The 16,067-nt window shown below is 72.1% G+C and carries 13 protein-coding genes; 3 read left to right on the top strand and 10 right to left on the bottom strand.

Features of this window, described 5'->3' with window-relative positions; genetic code table 11:
• Positions 1-266 precede the first annotated feature (266 nt).
• From AB0M95_RS12225 to AB0M95_RS12210, 4 genes are all read right to left on the bottom strand, one after another.
• Positions 267-2,378, bottom strand: a complete 2,112-nt coding sequence (locus AB0M95_RS12225) for a xanthine dehydrogenase family protein molybdopterin-binding subunit (protein WP_363762559.1) — start codon at positions 2,376-2,378, stop codon at positions 267-269.
• Between the two features lie 34 nt (positions 2,379-2,412).
• Positions 2,413-3,411, bottom strand: a complete 999-nt coding sequence (locus tag AB0M95_RS12220) for a xanthine dehydrogenase family protein subunit M (RefSeq protein ID WP_363762556.1) — start codon at positions 3,409-3,411, stop codon at positions 2,413-2,415.
• The gene (locus tag AB0M95_RS12215; RefSeq protein ID WP_363762553.1) at positions 3,408-3,950 is read right to left on the bottom strand and encodes a 2Fe-2S iron-sulfur cluster-binding protein; all 543 of its coding nucleotides are present in this window, start codon (positions 3,948-3,950) and stop codon (positions 3,408-3,410) included. The genes AB0M95_RS12220 and AB0M95_RS12215 overlap by 4 nt, the downstream gene beginning before the upstream one ends.
• A 280-nt stretch (positions 3,951-4,230) precedes the next feature.
• Positions 4,231-5,148, bottom strand: coding sequence for a helix-turn-helix transcriptional regulator (locus AB0M95_RS12210; RefSeq protein ID WP_363762550.1), 918 nt, complete (start codon positions 5,146-5,148; stop codon positions 4,231-4,233).
• Between the two features lie 223 nt (positions 5,149-5,371).
• Between AB0M95_RS12210 and AB0M95_RS12205 the strand changes: the two genes are divergently transcribed.
• Positions 5,372-6,097: an alpha/beta fold hydrolase gene (locus tag AB0M95_RS12205; protein ID WP_363762547.1), complete on the top strand. Its 726-nt coding sequence runs from the start codon at positions 5,372-5,374 to the stop codon at positions 6,095-6,097.
• A 171-nt stretch (positions 6,098-6,268) separates the two neighbouring features.
• Here the strand turns inward: AB0M95_RS12205 and AB0M95_RS12200 are convergent, their stop codons facing one another.
• Positions 6,269-6,799 (bottom strand): hypothetical protein, encoded by a 531-nt coding sequence (locus AB0M95_RS12200; RefSeq protein ID WP_363762544.1) that lies wholly within the window; start codon positions 6,797-6,799, stop codon positions 6,269-6,271.
• 449 nt (positions 6,800-7,248) lie between these two features.
• Between AB0M95_RS12200 and AB0M95_RS12195 the strand changes: the two genes are divergently transcribed.
• On the top strand, positions 7,249-8,313 hold the full coding sequence (locus AB0M95_RS12195; protein WP_363762541.1) for a hypothetical protein: 1,065 nt from the start codon (positions 7,249-7,251) through the stop codon (positions 8,311-8,313).
• A 48-nt stretch (positions 8,314-8,361) separates the two neighbouring features.
• Here AB0M95_RS12195 and AB0M95_RS12190 read toward each other — a convergent pair whose 3' ends face one another.
• Both AB0M95_RS12190 and murA read right to left on the bottom strand, forming a co-directional pair.
• On the bottom strand, positions 8,362-10,791 hold the full coding sequence (locus AB0M95_RS12190) for a transglycosylase domain-containing protein (RefSeq protein ID WP_363762538.1): 2,430 nt from the start codon (positions 10,789-10,791) through the stop codon (positions 8,362-8,364).
• Positions 10,792-10,843: 52 nt separating this feature from the next.
• Positions 10,844-12,148 carry a UDP-N-acetylglucosamine 1-carboxyvinyltransferase gene (gene murA, locus AB0M95_RS12185; protein ID WP_358513783.1) on the bottom strand — a complete coding sequence of 435 codons (1,305 nt, stop codon included), beginning with the start codon at positions 12,146-12,148 and terminating at the stop codon, positions 10,844-10,846.
• 126 nt (positions 12,149-12,274) lie between these two features.
• Here murA and AB0M95_RS12180 point away from each other — a divergent pair, with 126 nt between their 5' ends.
• Entirely contained in the window at positions 12,275-12,802 is a 528-nt protein-coding gene (locus tag AB0M95_RS12180; protein ID WP_363762535.1) for a hypothetical protein, read from the top strand.
• Here AB0M95_RS12180 and AB0M95_RS12175 read toward each other — a convergent pair.
• From AB0M95_RS12175 to AB0M95_RS12165, 3 genes are all read right to left on the bottom strand, one after another.
• Complete coding sequence (locus AB0M95_RS12175; RefSeq protein ID WP_363762532.1) at positions 12,799-13,503, bottom strand: response regulator transcription factor; 705 nt, start codon at positions 13,501-13,503, stop codon at positions 12,799-12,801. The genes AB0M95_RS12180 and AB0M95_RS12175 overlap by 4 nt on opposite strands.
• Positions 13,500-15,185 (bottom strand): histidine kinase, encoded by a 1,686-nt coding sequence (locus AB0M95_RS12170; RefSeq protein ID WP_363762529.1) that lies wholly within the window; start codon positions 15,183-15,185, stop codon positions 13,500-13,502. Before AB0M95_RS12170 ends, AB0M95_RS12175 begins: the two co-directional genes overlap by 4 nt.
• Positions 15,186-15,442: 257 nt before the next feature.
• Positions 15,443-16,033, bottom strand: coding sequence for a methyltransferase domain-containing protein (locus AB0M95_RS12165; RefSeq protein WP_363762526.1), 591 nt, complete (start codon positions 16,031-16,033; stop codon positions 15,443-15,445).
• Positions 16,034-16,067: the final 34 nt, after the last annotated feature.

The following is a 16,067-nucleotide window of genomic DNA, read 5'->3' as shown; positions in this document are numbered from 1 at the left end:
ACCTCAATCGCCGGCCGTGACGGGAAGGGGGAGCACCCACATCGATACAGCGTTCATGGGTCTCACCTCCTCGGGCGGTGTCACGGTCAACTGCACGCTACAAGCCCGAGCATCACCCCGTCCAATCCTTTCCCAGCCACGTGATCACGACTCCGAACGGGCCCGTGCGGTTGCAGGGCGAATCCGGCACGGCGGCCCGGCTGGTCACGGTCGACGGTCTGACTGGGCGAACCCGACGACATCGGCATGGTGATCGCGGCAGGCCACTACTCCAGAGGACGCTCCTCCACTACGCGGTCGAGACGGATCGGCAGTGTCCGCTGGCGACGCCCGGTGGCATGCCACACGGCGTTGGCGATCGCGGCGGCGGTGCCGACATTGCCGATCTCGCCGGCGCCCTTGATGCCCATCGGGATGCCGGGTTCGTGATCGGGTACGAAGTCGGCTTCGATCTCGGGCACGTCGGCGTGCGCGGCGATGTGATAGCCGGCGAAGTCCGCGTTGACCTGCCTGCCCGAGACCGGATCGCGGACGCCCTCCTCGTGCAGAGCCATGGACAGCCCTCCGATCATCCCTCCGACGACCTGGCTGCGAGCCGTCAGCGGGTTGACCACCCGGCCCACGGCGAACATGCCCAGCAGCCGTCGCACGCGCACCTCGCCGGTCGCCGGGTCGACGGCCACCTCGGCGAACACGGCGCTGTAGGAGTGCCGTTCCTTGGTCAGCAGGTCATCGAGCATCCGCGTGGTGTCGGCCGTGGCGGTCACCGGTCGTGCCGGACCGCGCATCCGGTCGCGCAGCTTCGCCGCCGCCTCGCTGATCGCCCACGACCACGAGGTCGTCCCCCGGGAGCCGCCGGCGTTCCACGCCGGACCGAGGTCGCTGTCCGCGATCCGGATCCGTATCCTCTCGACGCCGACCCCCAGCGCGTCCGCCGCGACCGCGGTCAGCGCGGTGCGTGCGCCGGTGCCGATGTCGGCGGCGCCGATCGCCACGGTGAAGGTCCCGTCCGTCTCCGCGGTGATCGACGCCGACGAAGGGAACGCGCCGGCGCTGAAGGAGACGGCGGCCATCCCGGTGCCCACCAGCAGACGTCCCTCGCGCCGCGTCCGCGGCCGGTGGTCACGGGTGTCCCAGCCGAATCTGCGCGCGCCTTCGCGCAGGCACGCGACGAGGTTGCGGCTGCTGAACGGCAGTCCGGACACGGGACCGACGGCGGGTTCGTTGCGCAGCCGCAGTTCGAGGGGGTCGATGCCCAGCCGCTCCGCCAGCTCGTCCATGGCGGATTCCAGGGCGAACGAGCCCGGCGTCGCACCCGGTCCGCGCATCGAGTACGGCGGCACGGTGTCGATCGGGACCGTGGTGAGCCGGGTACGGATCGCGCGCGCGGCGTACAGCGTTTTGGTGAGTTCGGTGCAGAGCTCGATGTAGTCGGCGAGCGGTGAGAGCGCGAACGCCGCCTGGTGGTGGATCGCCCGCAGCCGGCCGTCCGCGTCGGCGCCGATCCGGATCCGCTGGTCGGTCGGCGGCCTCATCGAGGTCGTCAGGAACACCTGGGCGCGGGTCAGCGTGACCCGCACCGGACGCCCGAACCGCGTCGCGGCCATCACCGCCAGGATGAGCTGTGGGCCGCACAGTCCTTTGGATCCGAAACCGCCGCCGACGTGCTCGGCGCGGACGCGCACCCGTTCGAGGTCCAGGGAGAACAGTGTGGCCAGGACGCGGACGACATCGAAGGGCCCCTGGTTGGAGTCGACGGCCTGGAGGCGGTCTCCCTCCCACCACGCGGTCGCCGAGTGCGGCTCCATGGCGCTGCAGTGCTCCTCAGGCGTGCGGTACCGCTCGTCGACGACCACCGCGGACGCGGCCAGCTCGGCGTCCAGATCTCCGACATCCGCGTCCGGGCCGAAGAGCGCCGACGCCGGCCGGGCCGCCGGGTGGCCGGCGGAGAAATCCGTGTCGTGCGGCTCCTCGTCATAGGTCACGGGGAGCGCCTCGGCCGCCGCCCGGGCCTGTTCCGGCGTCTCCGCCACCACCAGCGCGACCGGCCGGCCGGCGTAAGGGATCACGTCGCCCTGTAACAGCAGCAGCCCGCCGTCCGGGCCGAAGAACATGCCCCCCGCCCGCGGGTCGAGCCTAGGCGCATTCCTGTGGTCGATCACGCCCAGCACGCCCGGCATGCTCAGTACGGCCGAGATGTCGATGTCGCGGACACGCCCTCGCGACACCGTGGCCGTGACGACGCAGCCGAAGGCCAGGTTCGGCATCGGCTCGTCGGCGGCGTAGCGTGCACCGCCGGTGACCTTGGCCGCTCCCTCGATCCGGGGCCGTGGGACCCCGACGGCACCTGCCGGCGGCTCGGCAAGGAAGGCGTTCACGCGTGACTCTCCTTCGGAACGGTATGCCGGATCGTCACGAGGCCCGGCCGGTCGGCTCGGTGAGCTCGGTCAGGACGGCCTCGATGAGGTTGCGCGCCAATGTCACCTTGTATCCGTTGTCGCGTAATGGCCGCGCGGCGGACAGTTCCGCGTCGGCGGCGGCTCGGAAGCGGTCGGCGGTGGCGGGACCGTCCCGCAGGACGGCCTCGGCGGCCCGAGCCCGCCATGGCCGCGACGCGACGCCGCCGAGGGCGATGCGCGCGTTACGCACTACTCCGTCACGAATGTCGCAATCGGCCGCGATGGACACGTTGGCGAACGCGTACGACGCACGCTCGCGGACCTTGCGGTACCGCGACCTCGGCGAGACCGCGGCCCCCGGGAGGGCGACCGCGGTAATCAGAGCGTGCGGCGGCAGCGCCGTCTCCCGCTGCGGCGTGGCGCCGACCGGCAGATAGAACTCCGGCAGCGGGATCTCACCGGCCCCGTCGAGCGTCTCATAGTGCATGACCGCGTCGAACGCGGCCAGCGCCACCGCCATGTCCGAGGGATTGGTGGCCACGCAGTGATCAGACCAGCCCAAAATGGCGTGGTTGTGGTGCTCACCGGCGATCGCCGGACATCCGCTGCCGGGCGCCCGCTTGTTACACGGCTCGGAGGGGTCGGCGAAGTACGCGCATCGGGTCCGCTGCAGCAGGTTGCCGCCCACCGTGGCCATGTTCCGCAACTGGCCCGACGCGCCGGCCAGCAGTGCCTGGCTCAGCGCCGGATACCGGCGCCGCACCTCGGGATGGGCCGCGACATCGCTGTTGGTCGTCGTCGCGCCGATGACCAGCCCGCCGTCCGCCGCCTCGGCGACACCGTCGAGCCGGAGGAACCTCACGTCGACCAGCCGTGTGGGCGCTTCGACCCCGTCCTTCATCAGGTCGACGAGGTTCGTGCCGCCGCCCAGATACCGGGCGCCGTCGTTCCCGGCGACCAGCGTGAGCGCGTCACGGACCCGCGTCGCCCGCTGATAGGCGAACTCCTTCACCGCCCCACATCCTCACGCGCGGCCGTTTCGAGCACCGCGCGCACGATCGACGGATAGGCGCCACAACGGCACAGGTTGCCGCTCATCCGCTCGCGCACCTCCGCCGCGTCCAACTCCGGTGCCGGGCGGTCAGGGGAGACATCGGCGGTGACGGCGCTGGGCCAGCCCGCCGCGTGTTCGGTCAGCATCCCGGCGGCCGAGCAGATCTGCCCCGGAGTGCAGAACCCGCACTGGAAACCGTCGAGCCGTACGAACGCCTTCTGCAGGGGCGACAGCTCACCGTGACCGGCCAGACCTTCGATGGTGGTGATCTCGGCGCCCTCGGCGGCGACCGCCAGCATCAGGCAGGACACCACACGCCGGCCGTCGGCCAGCACCGTACAGGCGCCACATTGCCCGTGGTCGCAGCCCTTCTTCGGCCCCGTGTGGCCGATCCCCTCCCGCAAGGCGTCGAGCAGCGTCCTGCGGTGGTCGACGTCCAACCGGTACGTCACCTCGTTGACGCGGAGCGAGATCTCGCCGCGGGTGTCGCCGGACATCCATTCTCCTCTCACCGCACAGCGGACCCACGCGGCGCCATCAGAGGCGAGCGGCTCAACAGCGGTTCCGCGGCGGATGGGGACGGCCAAGGTCACGACCATGAAATCAGCGTCACGCGGTGAAACGCTCATCCAAAGCTCGCGATCTCTTGCCCAATCCTGCCGGCGACCGTCCGTCAGGGCCATCTCGCGCAGCGCGCGTCAATGATCAGGCCAGAGAGGCAGGCAGGATTCGTTGGAAGATCTCCTGGCGCCGGGCGGCCGCGCCGGGGCGATGTGGCTACCGGTCGTCGTCGGACGTCCGGCGGCGGGCGGGCTCGCCGTGATCGGTGGACGCCTGGGCCTGTTCGCTGGCGGGTGTGCCTTGGGGCGCGGCGGGGGGCTGGGTGACGGAGGCGAGTAGGGCGAGTTTGTCGGCGTTGTCGGTGCCGGGGTCCGGGTGGTAGACGACGAGCATCTGGCCTGCCGTGCCGCCGATGCCCAGCCTCTCCCGGTTCAGTCGTAGGCCCCCGACCTGGGGGTGGTCGATGTGCTTGGGCGCGCCTTCGCACGCCTCTACGTCGTGGCGGGCCCAGAGCCGGCTGAAACGGGGGCTGGCGAGGGAGAGCTCGCCGACGAGCTCGATGAATCGGAGGTCGTCGGTGTCGGTGCCGACGGACTCACGAAAACCGGCGACCATGCCCGCGGCGGCGTTCTCCCAGTCCGGGTAGAGGGCCTGCTCGGCGGGGTCGAGGAACACGTCCCGCAGGCGGTTGGCCCCCGCCACGAGGCGCGGTGACAGAGCGGTCGCCAAGGCGTTGGCGGCGAGAACGTCGAAGTAGCGGCCCTCGACGTACGCGGGCAGCGGGAGCATGGCGACGAGCTTGGCGACGCCCGGAGGGACGGTCTCCTTCCGAGGCCGGCGCCGGTGCCGTCGCGGTTTGCCGGCGCCAAGGCGTAGCAGGTACGCCGTCGCGTCGTCGTCGAGCAGCAGCACCCGGGCGAGGGACTCGAGGACCTGCACGGAGGGGTTGCGGTCGCGGCCCTGTTCCAGGCGCAGGTAGTAGTCGGCGCTGATGCCGGCGAGCATCGCGACCTCTTCCCGGCGCAGGCCCGGCACGCGCCGTACCCCAGAAACCGGGATACCGGCCTGTTCAGGAGTGACGAGCTCACGGCGGGCGCGCACGTAATCGCCCAGCAGGTTCGATTCGTCGCGCATCTCTCCACCGTAGTTCGCGCGACCGCGTGCGTGCCTGGTCCTGTCACCCCCAGGATCGCAGGGGCCCTGGCTCCGTCGGAGCATGGACGGCAGCCTGGTCGGTGGCCCACCGGGCCATCGCCGGCACGGACGGCCCCACCGGTACCTGCCAGGAGGACGCCGGCGAACTCGCCAGGTCCTTCCGCGTCCCCGGGCGCGGACAAGCACAGCAAGGAGCGAAACCATGTCGACATATCTGCTGGTACACGGTGCCTGGCATAGTGGACGGTGCTGGGAGCGGGTGGTCCCGTTGCTGGCGTCGGCCGGACATCGGGTGGTCGCGCCGTCGCTGACCGGCTACGGCGACAAGGCGCATCTGCTCGGCCCCGAGGTCGGGCTTGACACGCACGTCGACGACATCGTCGGGCTGATCACCGAGGCAGACCTCGCCGAGGTGGTACTCGTGGGACACAGCTACGCCGGGCTGGTCATCTCGTCCGCCGCCAACGAGGTCCCGGATCGGATCGCGCATCTGGTCTACCTCGACGCGATGGTCCCGGAGGACGGCGAGAGCGCGGCCGATGTCCAACCCATGACGCAGGCCCTGATCGACCGCGCCGTGAAGTCCGACAGCGGCTGGCGGGTTCCGCCGCTGCCCGAGATGCCGCCGCCCTCGGGTCTGTTCGGGGTCACCGACCCGGCGGACGTCGCCTGGCTGCGCACGATGCTGTCGGACCAGCCGGTGCGCTGCCTCCAGCAGCCGGTCCGGCTGGACAACCCGGCCGTGAACACGATCCCGCGGACGCACATCCACTGCACTGTCGGCGTGCCGGAAGGCATTGCCCGTCGGCCCATCCCCGCGATGCAGCCCAACGGCACCCCGGCACAGGTGTGGGAACTGGCCACCGGCCACGACTGCATGATCACCATGCCGGCCGAACTCGCCGAACTCCTGCTCAAGCTCGGCTGACGCTCACTCGGCGCCGGCACTCGTCACGGCGGCACGGGGGCTCTCGGCAGGCCTCCAGCTTTGGATGGCCGGCCACCGGCCGGGTGCCGGTCCCGTCGCTCCGGCGCCACCGGCGAGAGAGGCTCGCCGGTGGCGCGGTGCTACGAGGGTGCGGCGGGAATCAGCGGGCTGTCAGAGCTTGCGGATGGCGATGGCGTTGTCGCCGAGGCCGCCGGAGCGCGGGTAGACGCACTGGTACGCCTGGACGACGGCGGTCGTGGTCCATCCCGGCGGGGACGACTGGAGGCCGCAGATGATCGCGGTGGATCCGGACGGGCGGCCGTTGAGGTTGGTCAGCGTGTGCTGGTCGTTGAAGATGCGGTTGGGCGTCTTCGTCATCTCGCAGGAGAACGAGTAGGAGAAGGCCGTGGCGTAGAAGCCGGCCGGGGGCGGGGTGATGCAGGCGGTCACGGTGCCGCCCGAGGGCGTGTCGGTGACGTCCTGGATGGTCTTGGCGTTGTGGTAGACGGAACCTGGCGTACCGCAGGTGTACCAGTCGAAGTACGCGGTCTGCACCCAGCCGGTGGGCGTCGTGGCGTTCTGGCAGACGGTCTGGCTCACGCCTAGCAGACGCGCCGGAGACGCCTGGGCGGCGGTCGCCGCCGTCGCCGAGACGGCCAGGAAGGCGGCCATCCCGAGGGCGAATGCGGTCGGCAGTCTCATGTGCCACTCCTCGTGGAATCGGGCAGCAGAGAGATCAGGTTTCCGGGCCTGGGAACCTGACTGATCGCGATCGCCTGAATGATGGCAGCGCGCGCGGCACGCGAGAACGGCCGTACCGGACCCAACGCGCATTCCTCTGGGGCCATGCGACGCCCGCACGTAGGGGTTGCGTTTTCTGGTTATGGCGGGAGCAGTCTTGCGTTATACGTATAAATCAACATATCCGTCCAGATGGCATGATTTCCGGCCGTGCTGAATCGTCGGCCGGGATGGTAGGTTGAATTCGGCCGCTTCTCGGGGATTTTCGCTGAACAGTCGTCCAGGCGGTTCACGGCTACGGCCGGACGGAACGCGGGCGCGCGAAATCCCGCGTGCCTTCCCGCGGCGTCTCCGTGACCGGCCTGGCGCGTACCGAGATCGGAGTTCTCGTGCCCGCTGGAAGAATCTTCATGACCCCCACCGTGGTCCGCGACCTGGTGACCGAGCAGACCTACAGCATCCCGCCGGTCCAGGCCGTGCACGCGGTGGGCACCCTGGTCGACTACACCCTCAACGGCCTGGCGGTCGGCAGGATCCGGAAGACGCTGCGCGGAACCGTCGACGGCGACAGCGCCATCCCCCAGGGCGCCGCCGTGAGGATCCCGCTGCGGAGCGACCTGCGCGGGGTCTACCCCGACAACACCCAGGTCGCGTTCTCCGGCACCATCGAACGGGTCTCGTCCCTTGACGCCCTGACGTGGAACCTCGGGACCATGGCCCGCCGGGTGGACGTGACCGACGTCGCCGGTACCGTTCCTCAGCCTCCGAACGGGCTCGGCGTCTCCATCGAGCAGGACGCGCAGGACAAGAGCGATTTCCCCAAGAACCAGGCCTACTATTACCTGAAAGGCGGCACAGCCTGGACGACACGGGTGCAGACCTGCGCCGCGCTCGCGATGTGGAGCAGGACCGCCCGCATCTCCTACCTGTCGCACGCGGACGCCGGCACCAGCCCGGTGACCGTCTCGGAGCACGTCGCCGAGTACCTGGCACAGGCCGTGAAGGGCGGCGCCGACCTGAGCGTCGCCGGCGAGCTCACCGTCGTCATCCTGCTCGCCCACGCCACTCTCGGCGAGGACAACGGCTCCCTTCAGGTCCTGTCGCTGTCCCTGAACCACCTGCCCACCGCGCAGGCCGCGATCGTCTACCGCAACGCCCGGTGCCACATCATCGGCCCGAGGGACTACGTGGCGGTCCAGGCCGACGGCCCGCCCCGGGTGCTGCTCCTCCCGGACGTCCGCGCCGGGTACCTGCTGACGCGGTACACCGCGACCCCGACCCCCGCGCTGCGCGACCTCCTCGTCCAGGCCGTCCCGACTCCCGCGCCCGGCACGTGGCTGGTGGACAGGAACGCGGTCTTCGAGGCCGCCCAGGCCGCCAAGGCCCAGGACCACGAGACGCTGCTGCCGATCTTCGCGCGGCTCCTGGGCTACGAGGACGCCGCCGAGGCACGGCGGAAGCTCTGGTCGCTCTGACCGGAGCGCCGCCGGCGAGGGCGGCGCGGCGGCCTCCGAGCCCGCCGGTCAGTGGTGGCGGGGCTCTTCGTCCAGGTAGTTCTGGTACCACGGGCGGCGGCGCGGAGCGTGGTCGTAGTACGGCTCGCGTCCGTAGCCGGGGTGGTACGGGGCGCCGTCGTCGTACGGGTCCCAGCGGTACCAGCGGGGGGTGTCGTGGGTGCGGTGCCAGCGGGGGCGGGGGCCGCGGCCGCGGCGGCCTTCGCCGTCCTCGGGGTACGGGGCGCCGTCGTCGAAGAACTCGCCGCGGCCGTCTTCGCGGCGTTTGCGCGGGTCGGCGGCGGCCATGTCCTCGGGTTTCAGGCCGGGGGTGGTACCGCCGCCGAAGCGGCTGGTGTTCGGCGGCGTGAACGAGGTGGCGGGGACGTCGCGCAGGGCCTCGTCCATGGACCGCACCCAGATCGGGCCGGGGAGCGTCGCCCCCTGGATGCCGCCGTAGGAGCGGCCGCCGATCTCCACGCCGGTCAGCGGATGCTTGTAGGCGCCGCGGATGTCGCCGAGGCTGACGGCGGCGGCGAGGTCGGGGGTGTACCCGGCGAACCAGGCCGAGGTGTACCCGTTGTTCGTCCCCGTCTTGCCCGCCGCCGGCCGGCCGATGCTCTGGCCCTTCATCGTGCCTCGGGTGAAGACGCCGGACAGGATGTGGTTGACCGCGTCGGCGACCTCCTCCTCGAGGGCGGGCGAGCAGCTCGGCGCGACGGACGTACGCCGGCCGCGCCGCTCGGTGATCTCCAGGATCGCCATGGGCCGGCAGTAACGTCCGCGCGCGCCGAAGGTGGCGAACGCGTTCGCGACCGTCACCGGGTCCATCTCGTTCACCCCGAGGGTGAAGGTGGGCACCTCCTTGAGCGGCTTGCCGTCCGCGCGGACGATGCCGAGCGACCGCGCGGTGCGCACCACGTCACAGAGGCCGACCTCGCGTTCCAGCATCATGTAGAAGATGTTGACGGACTGCCAGGTGCCGGTGGCGAGGCTGTGCGGGCCGCCGCGGCCCTCGCCGCCGGCGTTGTGGATGACGGTCTCCGGCGCGTTCACCCGCTTGCCCGAGCAGTCCCGGTACCCCGAGGACGGGACGAAGCTGCCGGGCGTGTCGAAACCCTGGTCGAACCGCCAGCCCTTGGCCAGCGCGGTGGCCAGCGTGAACACCTTGAACGTCGACCCGGCCTGGAATCCCTGGCCGCCACCGTGCGCGGTGTCGGCGGGCAGGTTGAAGGTCGTCTTGGGGCCGTCGCCGCGGTCGCCGGGGTTGACGCCGTACTTCTTGCTCGCGGCCAGCGCGCGGATCCGGCCGGTCCCGGGCTCCACCATGGCCTCGGCGGCGACCTCGTGGTCCTTGGGGTACACGTGGGCGGCGATGGCGCGTTCGGCGGCCCGCTGCGCGGTGCGGTCCAGCGTCGTCTTGATGACCAGCCCGTCGCGGTACAGCCGCCGCTCGCGCTCGGCGCGGGTCTGGCCGAAGGCCGGGTTGGCGATGACGTCCCGCTGCACGTACAGGCAGAAGTACGGGTAGTCGCTCTCGGAGCACCCGCCGGGCTCGGGCCGCATGTTGAGCGCGAGGGCCTCCGCCTTGGCGGCCTCGGCCTGGGCGCGCGGCACCATCCCGAGCTGGGTCATCCGGTCCAGGACGAGCCCGCGCCGCTCCAGCAGCGCCTCCTGGTGCTCGGGCCCGAGCGTGGGGTCGGTGCGGTACGGTGTGCGCACGGCCCCCGCCAGGGTCGCGGCCTGCGCGAGCGTCAGCGCCGACGCCGAGGTGCCGAAGAACCGCTGCGCCGCGGCCTCCACGCCGAACGCGCCGCCGCCGAAATAGGCGATGTTGAGGTAGCGCAGCAGGATCTGGTCCTTGGTGTACTTGCGCTCCAGCCCCATGGCGTACCGCAGCTCCTGGAGCTTCCTGCGGATGCTCGGCGCGCGGGCGAGGTCGCGCTCGCCCTCCGAGCGGGCGTTCTGCAGCAGGATGTTCTTGACGAGCTGCTGGGTCAGCGACGACCCGCCCTGGCGGATGCTGCCCGCGCGGGCGTTGGCGATCAGCGCGCGGATCGTGCCCTTCATGTCCAGGCCGGCGTGCTCGTAGAACCGCGCGTCCTCGATGGCGATGATCGCCTTGAGCATCATCGGCGCGATCCTGCCGAGGTCCACCGACTGCCGGTTCTGCACGTAGAACTGGGCGAACTGCTTGCCGTCCTTGTCCAGCAGGCGGGTGCGCTCGGGCAGCGGGATCTCGCGCAGTATCGCCGGGACCTCGAAGAAGTCGTGCGCGGCGTCCCGCGTGAGGATGCCCGCACCGCCGACGGCGGGGAGCGCGATCGCGGCGACGAGCAGCCCGCCGACCACGCCCGCGAGGCCCAGCGTGGCGACGGCGACGGGCACCGCCGACTCGCGCCGGCGGTGCCGTACGGGCTCGCCGTCAGGTGCGCGGCTGCCGTCGGATCCCGAGCTCACGGGATAGAAGTACGACCGAGGGAACGCCCGTAAACGCCCTCCGCGGAAAGCTTTACGCTTCCCGGTTGATCTTCAGTCCAAGTGAGGTGAACTGGTCGAAAACGCGATGATAACCGCGCTCGATGTGGTTGACACCGCGCAGCGTCGAGGTCCCCTCGGCCACCGCGGCGGCGAGCACCGCCGAGAACCCGGCCCGGATGTCGGGCAGGGTGACGTCGGCGCCGCGCAGCTTGGACACGCCCCGCACCACCGCCGAGTGCTTGGCGTTGGTGTCGTGGTAGCGGCACGCGGGCCCGCCCAGGCACACGTCGAACGTCTCGATCTCGCAGCCCATCTTCTGCAGCGCCGGCACGTACACCAGCCGGTTCTCGAAGACGGTCTCGTGCAGCACCGACATGCCCTCTGCCTGCGTGAACAGCACCATCAGCGGGGTCTGCCAGTCGGTCATGAACCCGGGGTGGGTGTCGGTCTGGACGGCGGCGGCGCGCAGGCCGTTCGGGGCCGAGGCGGTCAGCCACTCGTCGGTGATGTCGAACTGCGCGCCCATGCGGGCCAGGGTGGTGATGGCGGTCACCAGCCGGTCCTGCGGGCAGCCGTGCACGCGCACCTCGCCGCCGGTGATGAGACCGGCCACCAGGTACGAGAACGCCTCGATGCGGTCGCCCGCCAGCCAGGTCGAGGCGCCGCGCAGCCGCTCGACGCCCTCGATGACGATGCGCCGGTCCGGGCTGAGCTCGATGCGCGCGCCCATGCGCTGCAGGAACAGCGCCAGTTCGACGACCTCGGGCTCGGTCGCGGCCCCCTTGATCACGGTCTTGCCCTCGGCGAGCACCGCCGACAGCAGGATCGTCTCGGTCGCGCCCACACTGGGGTAGGGCAGTTCGATGCGGGTGCCGCGCAGCCGGGTGGCCTTGGCGAAGATGCCCGTGTCGCGTACGTCGACCTCCGCGCCGAGCGCGCGCAGCGCCTCGACGTGGAAGTTCACCGGACGCCGCCCGATGGGGTCGCCGCCGACCAGCGGGACGTACGCCTCGCCCGCGAGGTGCAGCAGCGGGCCGAGCATCAGGATCGGGATGCGGTTCAGCCCCGTGAAGGCCTCGGGCACCCGGGGGCGGATCTCGGGGCCGCGCTCCAGGGTGATCTCACGCTGGGTGATGTCGACCTCGATGCCGAGGGCCGACAGCATCGCGGCCGTGATGCCGACCTCGCCCACCTCGGGGGCGTTGTGCAGGGTGCTCGGGCCGCTGCCCAGCATGGCCGCGACCATGTGCTTGGACACCGCGTTCTTCGAGCCCCGTACTTCGACGTCCCCCCGCAGAGGTCCGCTCGGTTCGATCAGCCATACCTCTTCGCTCACGGGGGACAGCCTAACCATGCGGGCCCGCGTGGCCGAAGGTGCGGGGGCGGCCCGCGTGGGTAACATATGCGGATCCGCACGGTGGAGCGGGGGCGCGTGACAGGACGAGGTGATCGGGTGCGGCAAGTGCGCGATTTGCGCGATTTCGGGCTGACCGTCGTCGTCCTCGCCCTGATGGGCATCGCCGCCGGGTTCGCCTGGTCGGGCCTGTCGCCGCGCACGCCGTACGTGATCACCAAGACGGGGCCGGTGCTCACCGACCCGACCACCCAGTCGCTGATCGCCGCCGACGGCTGGTTCGCCGTCGTCACGGCGTCGGCCGGGCTGGCCTGCGGCGTCGTCGCCTACCTGGTGTCGCGCGAGGGGCGCCCGGTGGCCCTGCTCGCGGGGCTGGCGGCTGGCGGCCTGCTCGCCGGGTTCCTCACGCTCAGCGTCGGCATGTCGCTCGGCGGCCCGACGATCCGCGCGGCGTCGGCGGGCGCGGCGGCCGTCGGCTCGACCGTGGACGTCCTCACCGTCACCGCCTCCGGCGTGCTGCTGAGCTGGCCCCTGGTGGCCGTCGCCGTCTTCGGCATCATGGAGTCCGTGGACGGCTACCGCGACTCGCCCCTCCGCAAGCCCTACGCCGGCGAGCAGCACGACGCGGGGACCTAGCGGTCCGGGGCGTCGGTCCCACTTGACCGGGCCCGCTTGACCGGGCGGAACGAGGAGTCGACGAGGCCGATCCTGTGGGCGACCACCGCGGCCTGCACGCGGTTGCGCACGCCGAGCTTGTCCATGGCCGTGGAGACGTGGGTCTTCACCGTGGTCACGCCCACGTGCAGGCGGTCGGCGATCTCGGCGTTCGACAGTCCCGTGCCCACCAGGGCGAGCACCTCCCGCTCCCGCTCGGTGAGCGCCGCCTCGACGGGCGAGACGACCGGCTTGGCGGCCTCGGCGGCGAGGGCGCGCTCGACGACGCGCCGCAGTACGGACGGCGTCAGCAGCGGCTCGCCCGCGGAGGCCTTGCGCACGGCGTCCACCATGCGCTCGGGGTCGTCGTCCTTGACCAGGAAGCCGAGCGCCCCGGCGCGCAGCGCGGCGTAGACGTTCTCGTCCTCGGCGAAGGTGGTCAGCACGACGATCCGCGCGGAGGGCCAGGCCGCGAGGATCCTGCGGATCGCCTCCAGCCCGTCGACCTTGGGCATGCGCAGGTCCATGAGCAGCACGTCAGGGCGGTGCCGCTCGGCGAGTTCCACGGCCTGGGCGCCGTCGCAGGCCTCGGCGCAGACCTCCATGTCGCCCGCGGCCTGCAGGAGCATCCGGACCCCGGCCCTGACCAACGCCTGGTCGTCGGCGACGACGACTCTGATCATGCTTCCCCCTCGTGGTGCGGGGCGAGGCGCCCCCCTTCCCGCGGTTCCTCGCGGGAGCGGCCCGCGGGCAGCGGCAGGGTGGCCGCCAGCCGCCAGCCGCCCGAATCGTCCGGTCCCGAGAACAGGTCGCCGCCCAGCGCCTGGGCCCGTTCCCGCATGCCCGCCACACCCCTCCCCGACGAGGGCAGCGCGGTCAGGGCGTCGTCCGCGTGGCCGCCCGGGCCGGGCGCGCTGAGCACCTCCACCCGCAGCGCGCCGCCGGACACCGACAGGCCGACGCTGGCCGAGGCGCCGGGCCCGGCGTGCTTGAGGACATTGGTGAGGCCCTCCTGGACGATACGGGCGGCCGAGGCGCGGGCCACCAGCGGTGTGCGCTCGACGCCGGAGTCCATCCGCAGCTCCACCGACAGGCCCGCGGCGTTCATCCGCTCCACCGCGTCCATCACGACGTCGGCCACGACGTCACCGGGGTCGGCGACCGGCAGGTGGCCGAGCGTCCCGGGGTCGCGCAGCACGTCGAGCAGGCCGCGCAGGTCCTGCAGAGCCTGGTGCCCGGTGGCGCGGATGTCGGAGAGCGCCTCGCCGACCGGGCCGGACGCCTCGGCGTACCGGGCGGCGCTCGCCCGCAGCACCATCGCGCCGACGTGGTGGGCGACGATGTCGTGCACGTCCCGGGCGATGCGCTCGCGCTCGGCGAGCCGGTCGGCGCGCAGCCGCGCCTCGGACAGCCGCCGCGCCTCCTCGGCCATGGCCGCGCGCATCTGGGCCGCCGACCGGCGCGCGGCTGCGTAGCGGCCGATCGCGATCGGCGCGGCCACCATCACCAGCAGCGCCGCCACGCGAGAGACCGTGACCTCGGGCCAGCTCCGGTTGACGACGTTGAGCGCCGTGACGCCCGTGGTGAGCGCGTACGCCGCGGCCGTCCAGGGCCAGGACGCGCCCATCGCGAACACCCCGAGCGTCACCAGCGGCATGACCTGCATGGAGTCGGCCGCCGGGGGCGTCAGCACGTCCATCAGCACCAGCAGCGCCGCCTGGAGCGCCAGCGCCGGCCCGGGCAGGCGGCGCACCAGGCCCGCGGTGGCGCCGCCCGCGACCACCAGCCACCCCGCCGCCCCCGTCCCCGGTTCCTGGAGCCAGGACGAGGCGTCGAACAGCATGAACGTCACGCCGCAGCCGGCGAGCAGCAGGTCGAGCAGGATCCTTCTCGCGGCGCCGTCCCTGGGCAGGTCAGGGCGCAGAGCGAGCCCGGCCAGCATCGGGAAACCCGTGAGCAGGACCGGGACGATCGGCCACACGCCGCGCGCCGTGCCGGCCTGCTCGGCCAGGTTGACCGCCGTCGCCGCCAGGCCGGCGGCGCCGACGGGGACCCACAGCCGCCACGGCCCCCGGTGGGCCAGCACCGCGAGCGTGATCAGCAGCAGCACCTGGGGGGAGTTCGCCGGGTAGGGCACGAGGTAGGCGGTGACCGCCAGCAGGACGCTGAGCACGACGCCGACCAGGGCGATCACCGCCGCGCCCCCGCGCCTGATCATCCCGATGGACGCGCCCGCGACGACGGCCATCGCGAGTACCGCGGCGTAGGAGGCGCCGTCCGTCGACATCCTGGCCGAGGAGACCGCCACCGCGACCACGCACCCCGCCAGGGCGATGGCGAGGTCCGCCGCCGTGTCCTTGTGCACGGGACAACGATAGGGAAGTCCGGGCCCTGCCACTCACCAGGTCACAGGGCGATCCATTCGGACGAGGCGGTGACGTGGGAGTGCAGGACGTCCCCGGCCGGGGCCGTCGGGAACCCGATCGACGCGCCCACCAGCCGCCGCCCAAGATGAGCGGCGGGTTCGGCCGTCCGGCCGAACGGCGGAGGCGGGCGGGTGCCGGCTGCGCGGGGGAGTGGGACGCGGTCCGCGACAGGGAGGGGACGCGGGCCGCGCGTCGGTCAGGGCCGTGGGCGGCGGGCCGTGTAGACGAGGGCGGGCGGCAGGTTCGGCCAGATGGTGCGGCTCGCCACGACCTCCTCGAACTCCGACTCCAGCAGCCGCCGGAAGCGGCGGGCGGGCGGCATCCACAGCGCGTGAACGTAGGCGAACGTGGTGAAGGCGCCGCCGGGGGCGAGCGCGGCGGACACGGCACGGATGATGGAGCGCTGAAGCGCGTCGGGGAACACCGCCCACGGCAGCCCGCTGACGACGACGTCGGCACGGTCGATGCCGCGCTCGGAGAGGAACTTCGGCAGGTCGGCCGCATCGCCGCGTACCAGGTCCAGCTCGGGGAACGCGCCGGCGAGCACCCCGGCCAGCGCCGGGTTCACCTCGACGGCGATCTGCGCGCCGCGGCCCGCGAGCCGCCTGGCGATCTCCCGCGTGAACGATCCCGTGCCCGGGCCCAGCTCGACGACCACGGGGTCGCCGCGCTCGGGCACGGGCGCGCACACCACCTGCGCCAGCCTGCACGAGCTGGGCGCGACGGCTCCCGTCTTGGCGGGCGAACGGAGGAATTCACGCAGGAAAACGGACTTGTGAGCGGGCATGCCACGACGCTATGGACGCCACGGGCGGGCGCGG

Origin of the sequence: Sphaerisporangium sp. NPDC051017, assembly GCF_040683095.1 — a bacterium.
GTDB lineage: Bacteria > Actinomycetota > Actinomycetes > Streptosporangiales > Streptosporangiaceae > Sphaerisporangium.
The sequence above is the reverse complement of the archived record's forward strand: the minus strand, read 5'-3'. Positions and strand labels throughout refer to the sequence as shown.

What these genes read in the sequence shown, in the direction of transcription:
- AB0M95_RS12215 (WP_363762553.1), bottom strand. Translation starts at nt 3,950, where the DNA reads ATGTCCGGCGACACCCGCGGCGAGATCTCGCTCCGCGTCAACGAGGTG.
- AB0M95_RS12210 (WP_363762550.1), bottom strand. Translation starts at nt 5,148, where the DNA reads ATGCGCGACGAATCGAACCTGCTGGGCGATTACGTGCGCGCCCGCCGT.
- AB0M95_RS12205 (WP_363762547.1), top strand. Translation starts at nt 5,372, where the DNA reads ATGTCGACATATCTGCTGGTACACGGTGCCTGGCATAGTGGACGGTGC.
- AB0M95_RS12200 (WP_363762544.1), bottom strand. Translation starts at nt 6,799, where the DNA reads ATGAGACTGCCGACCGCATTCGCCCTCGGGATGGCCGCCTTCCTGGCC.
- AB0M95_RS12195 (WP_363762541.1), top strand. Translation starts at nt 7,249, where the DNA reads ATGACCCCCACCGTGGTCCGCGACCTGGTGACCGAGCAGACCTACAGC.
- AB0M95_RS12175 (WP_363762532.1), bottom strand. Translation starts at nt 13,503, where the DNA reads ATGATCAGAGTCGTCGTCGCCGACGACCAGGCGTTGGTCAGGGCCGGG.
- AB0M95_RS12165 (WP_363762526.1), bottom strand. Translation starts at nt 16,033, where the DNA reads ATGCCCGCTCACAAGTCCGTTTTCCTGCGTGAATTCCTCCGTTCGCCC.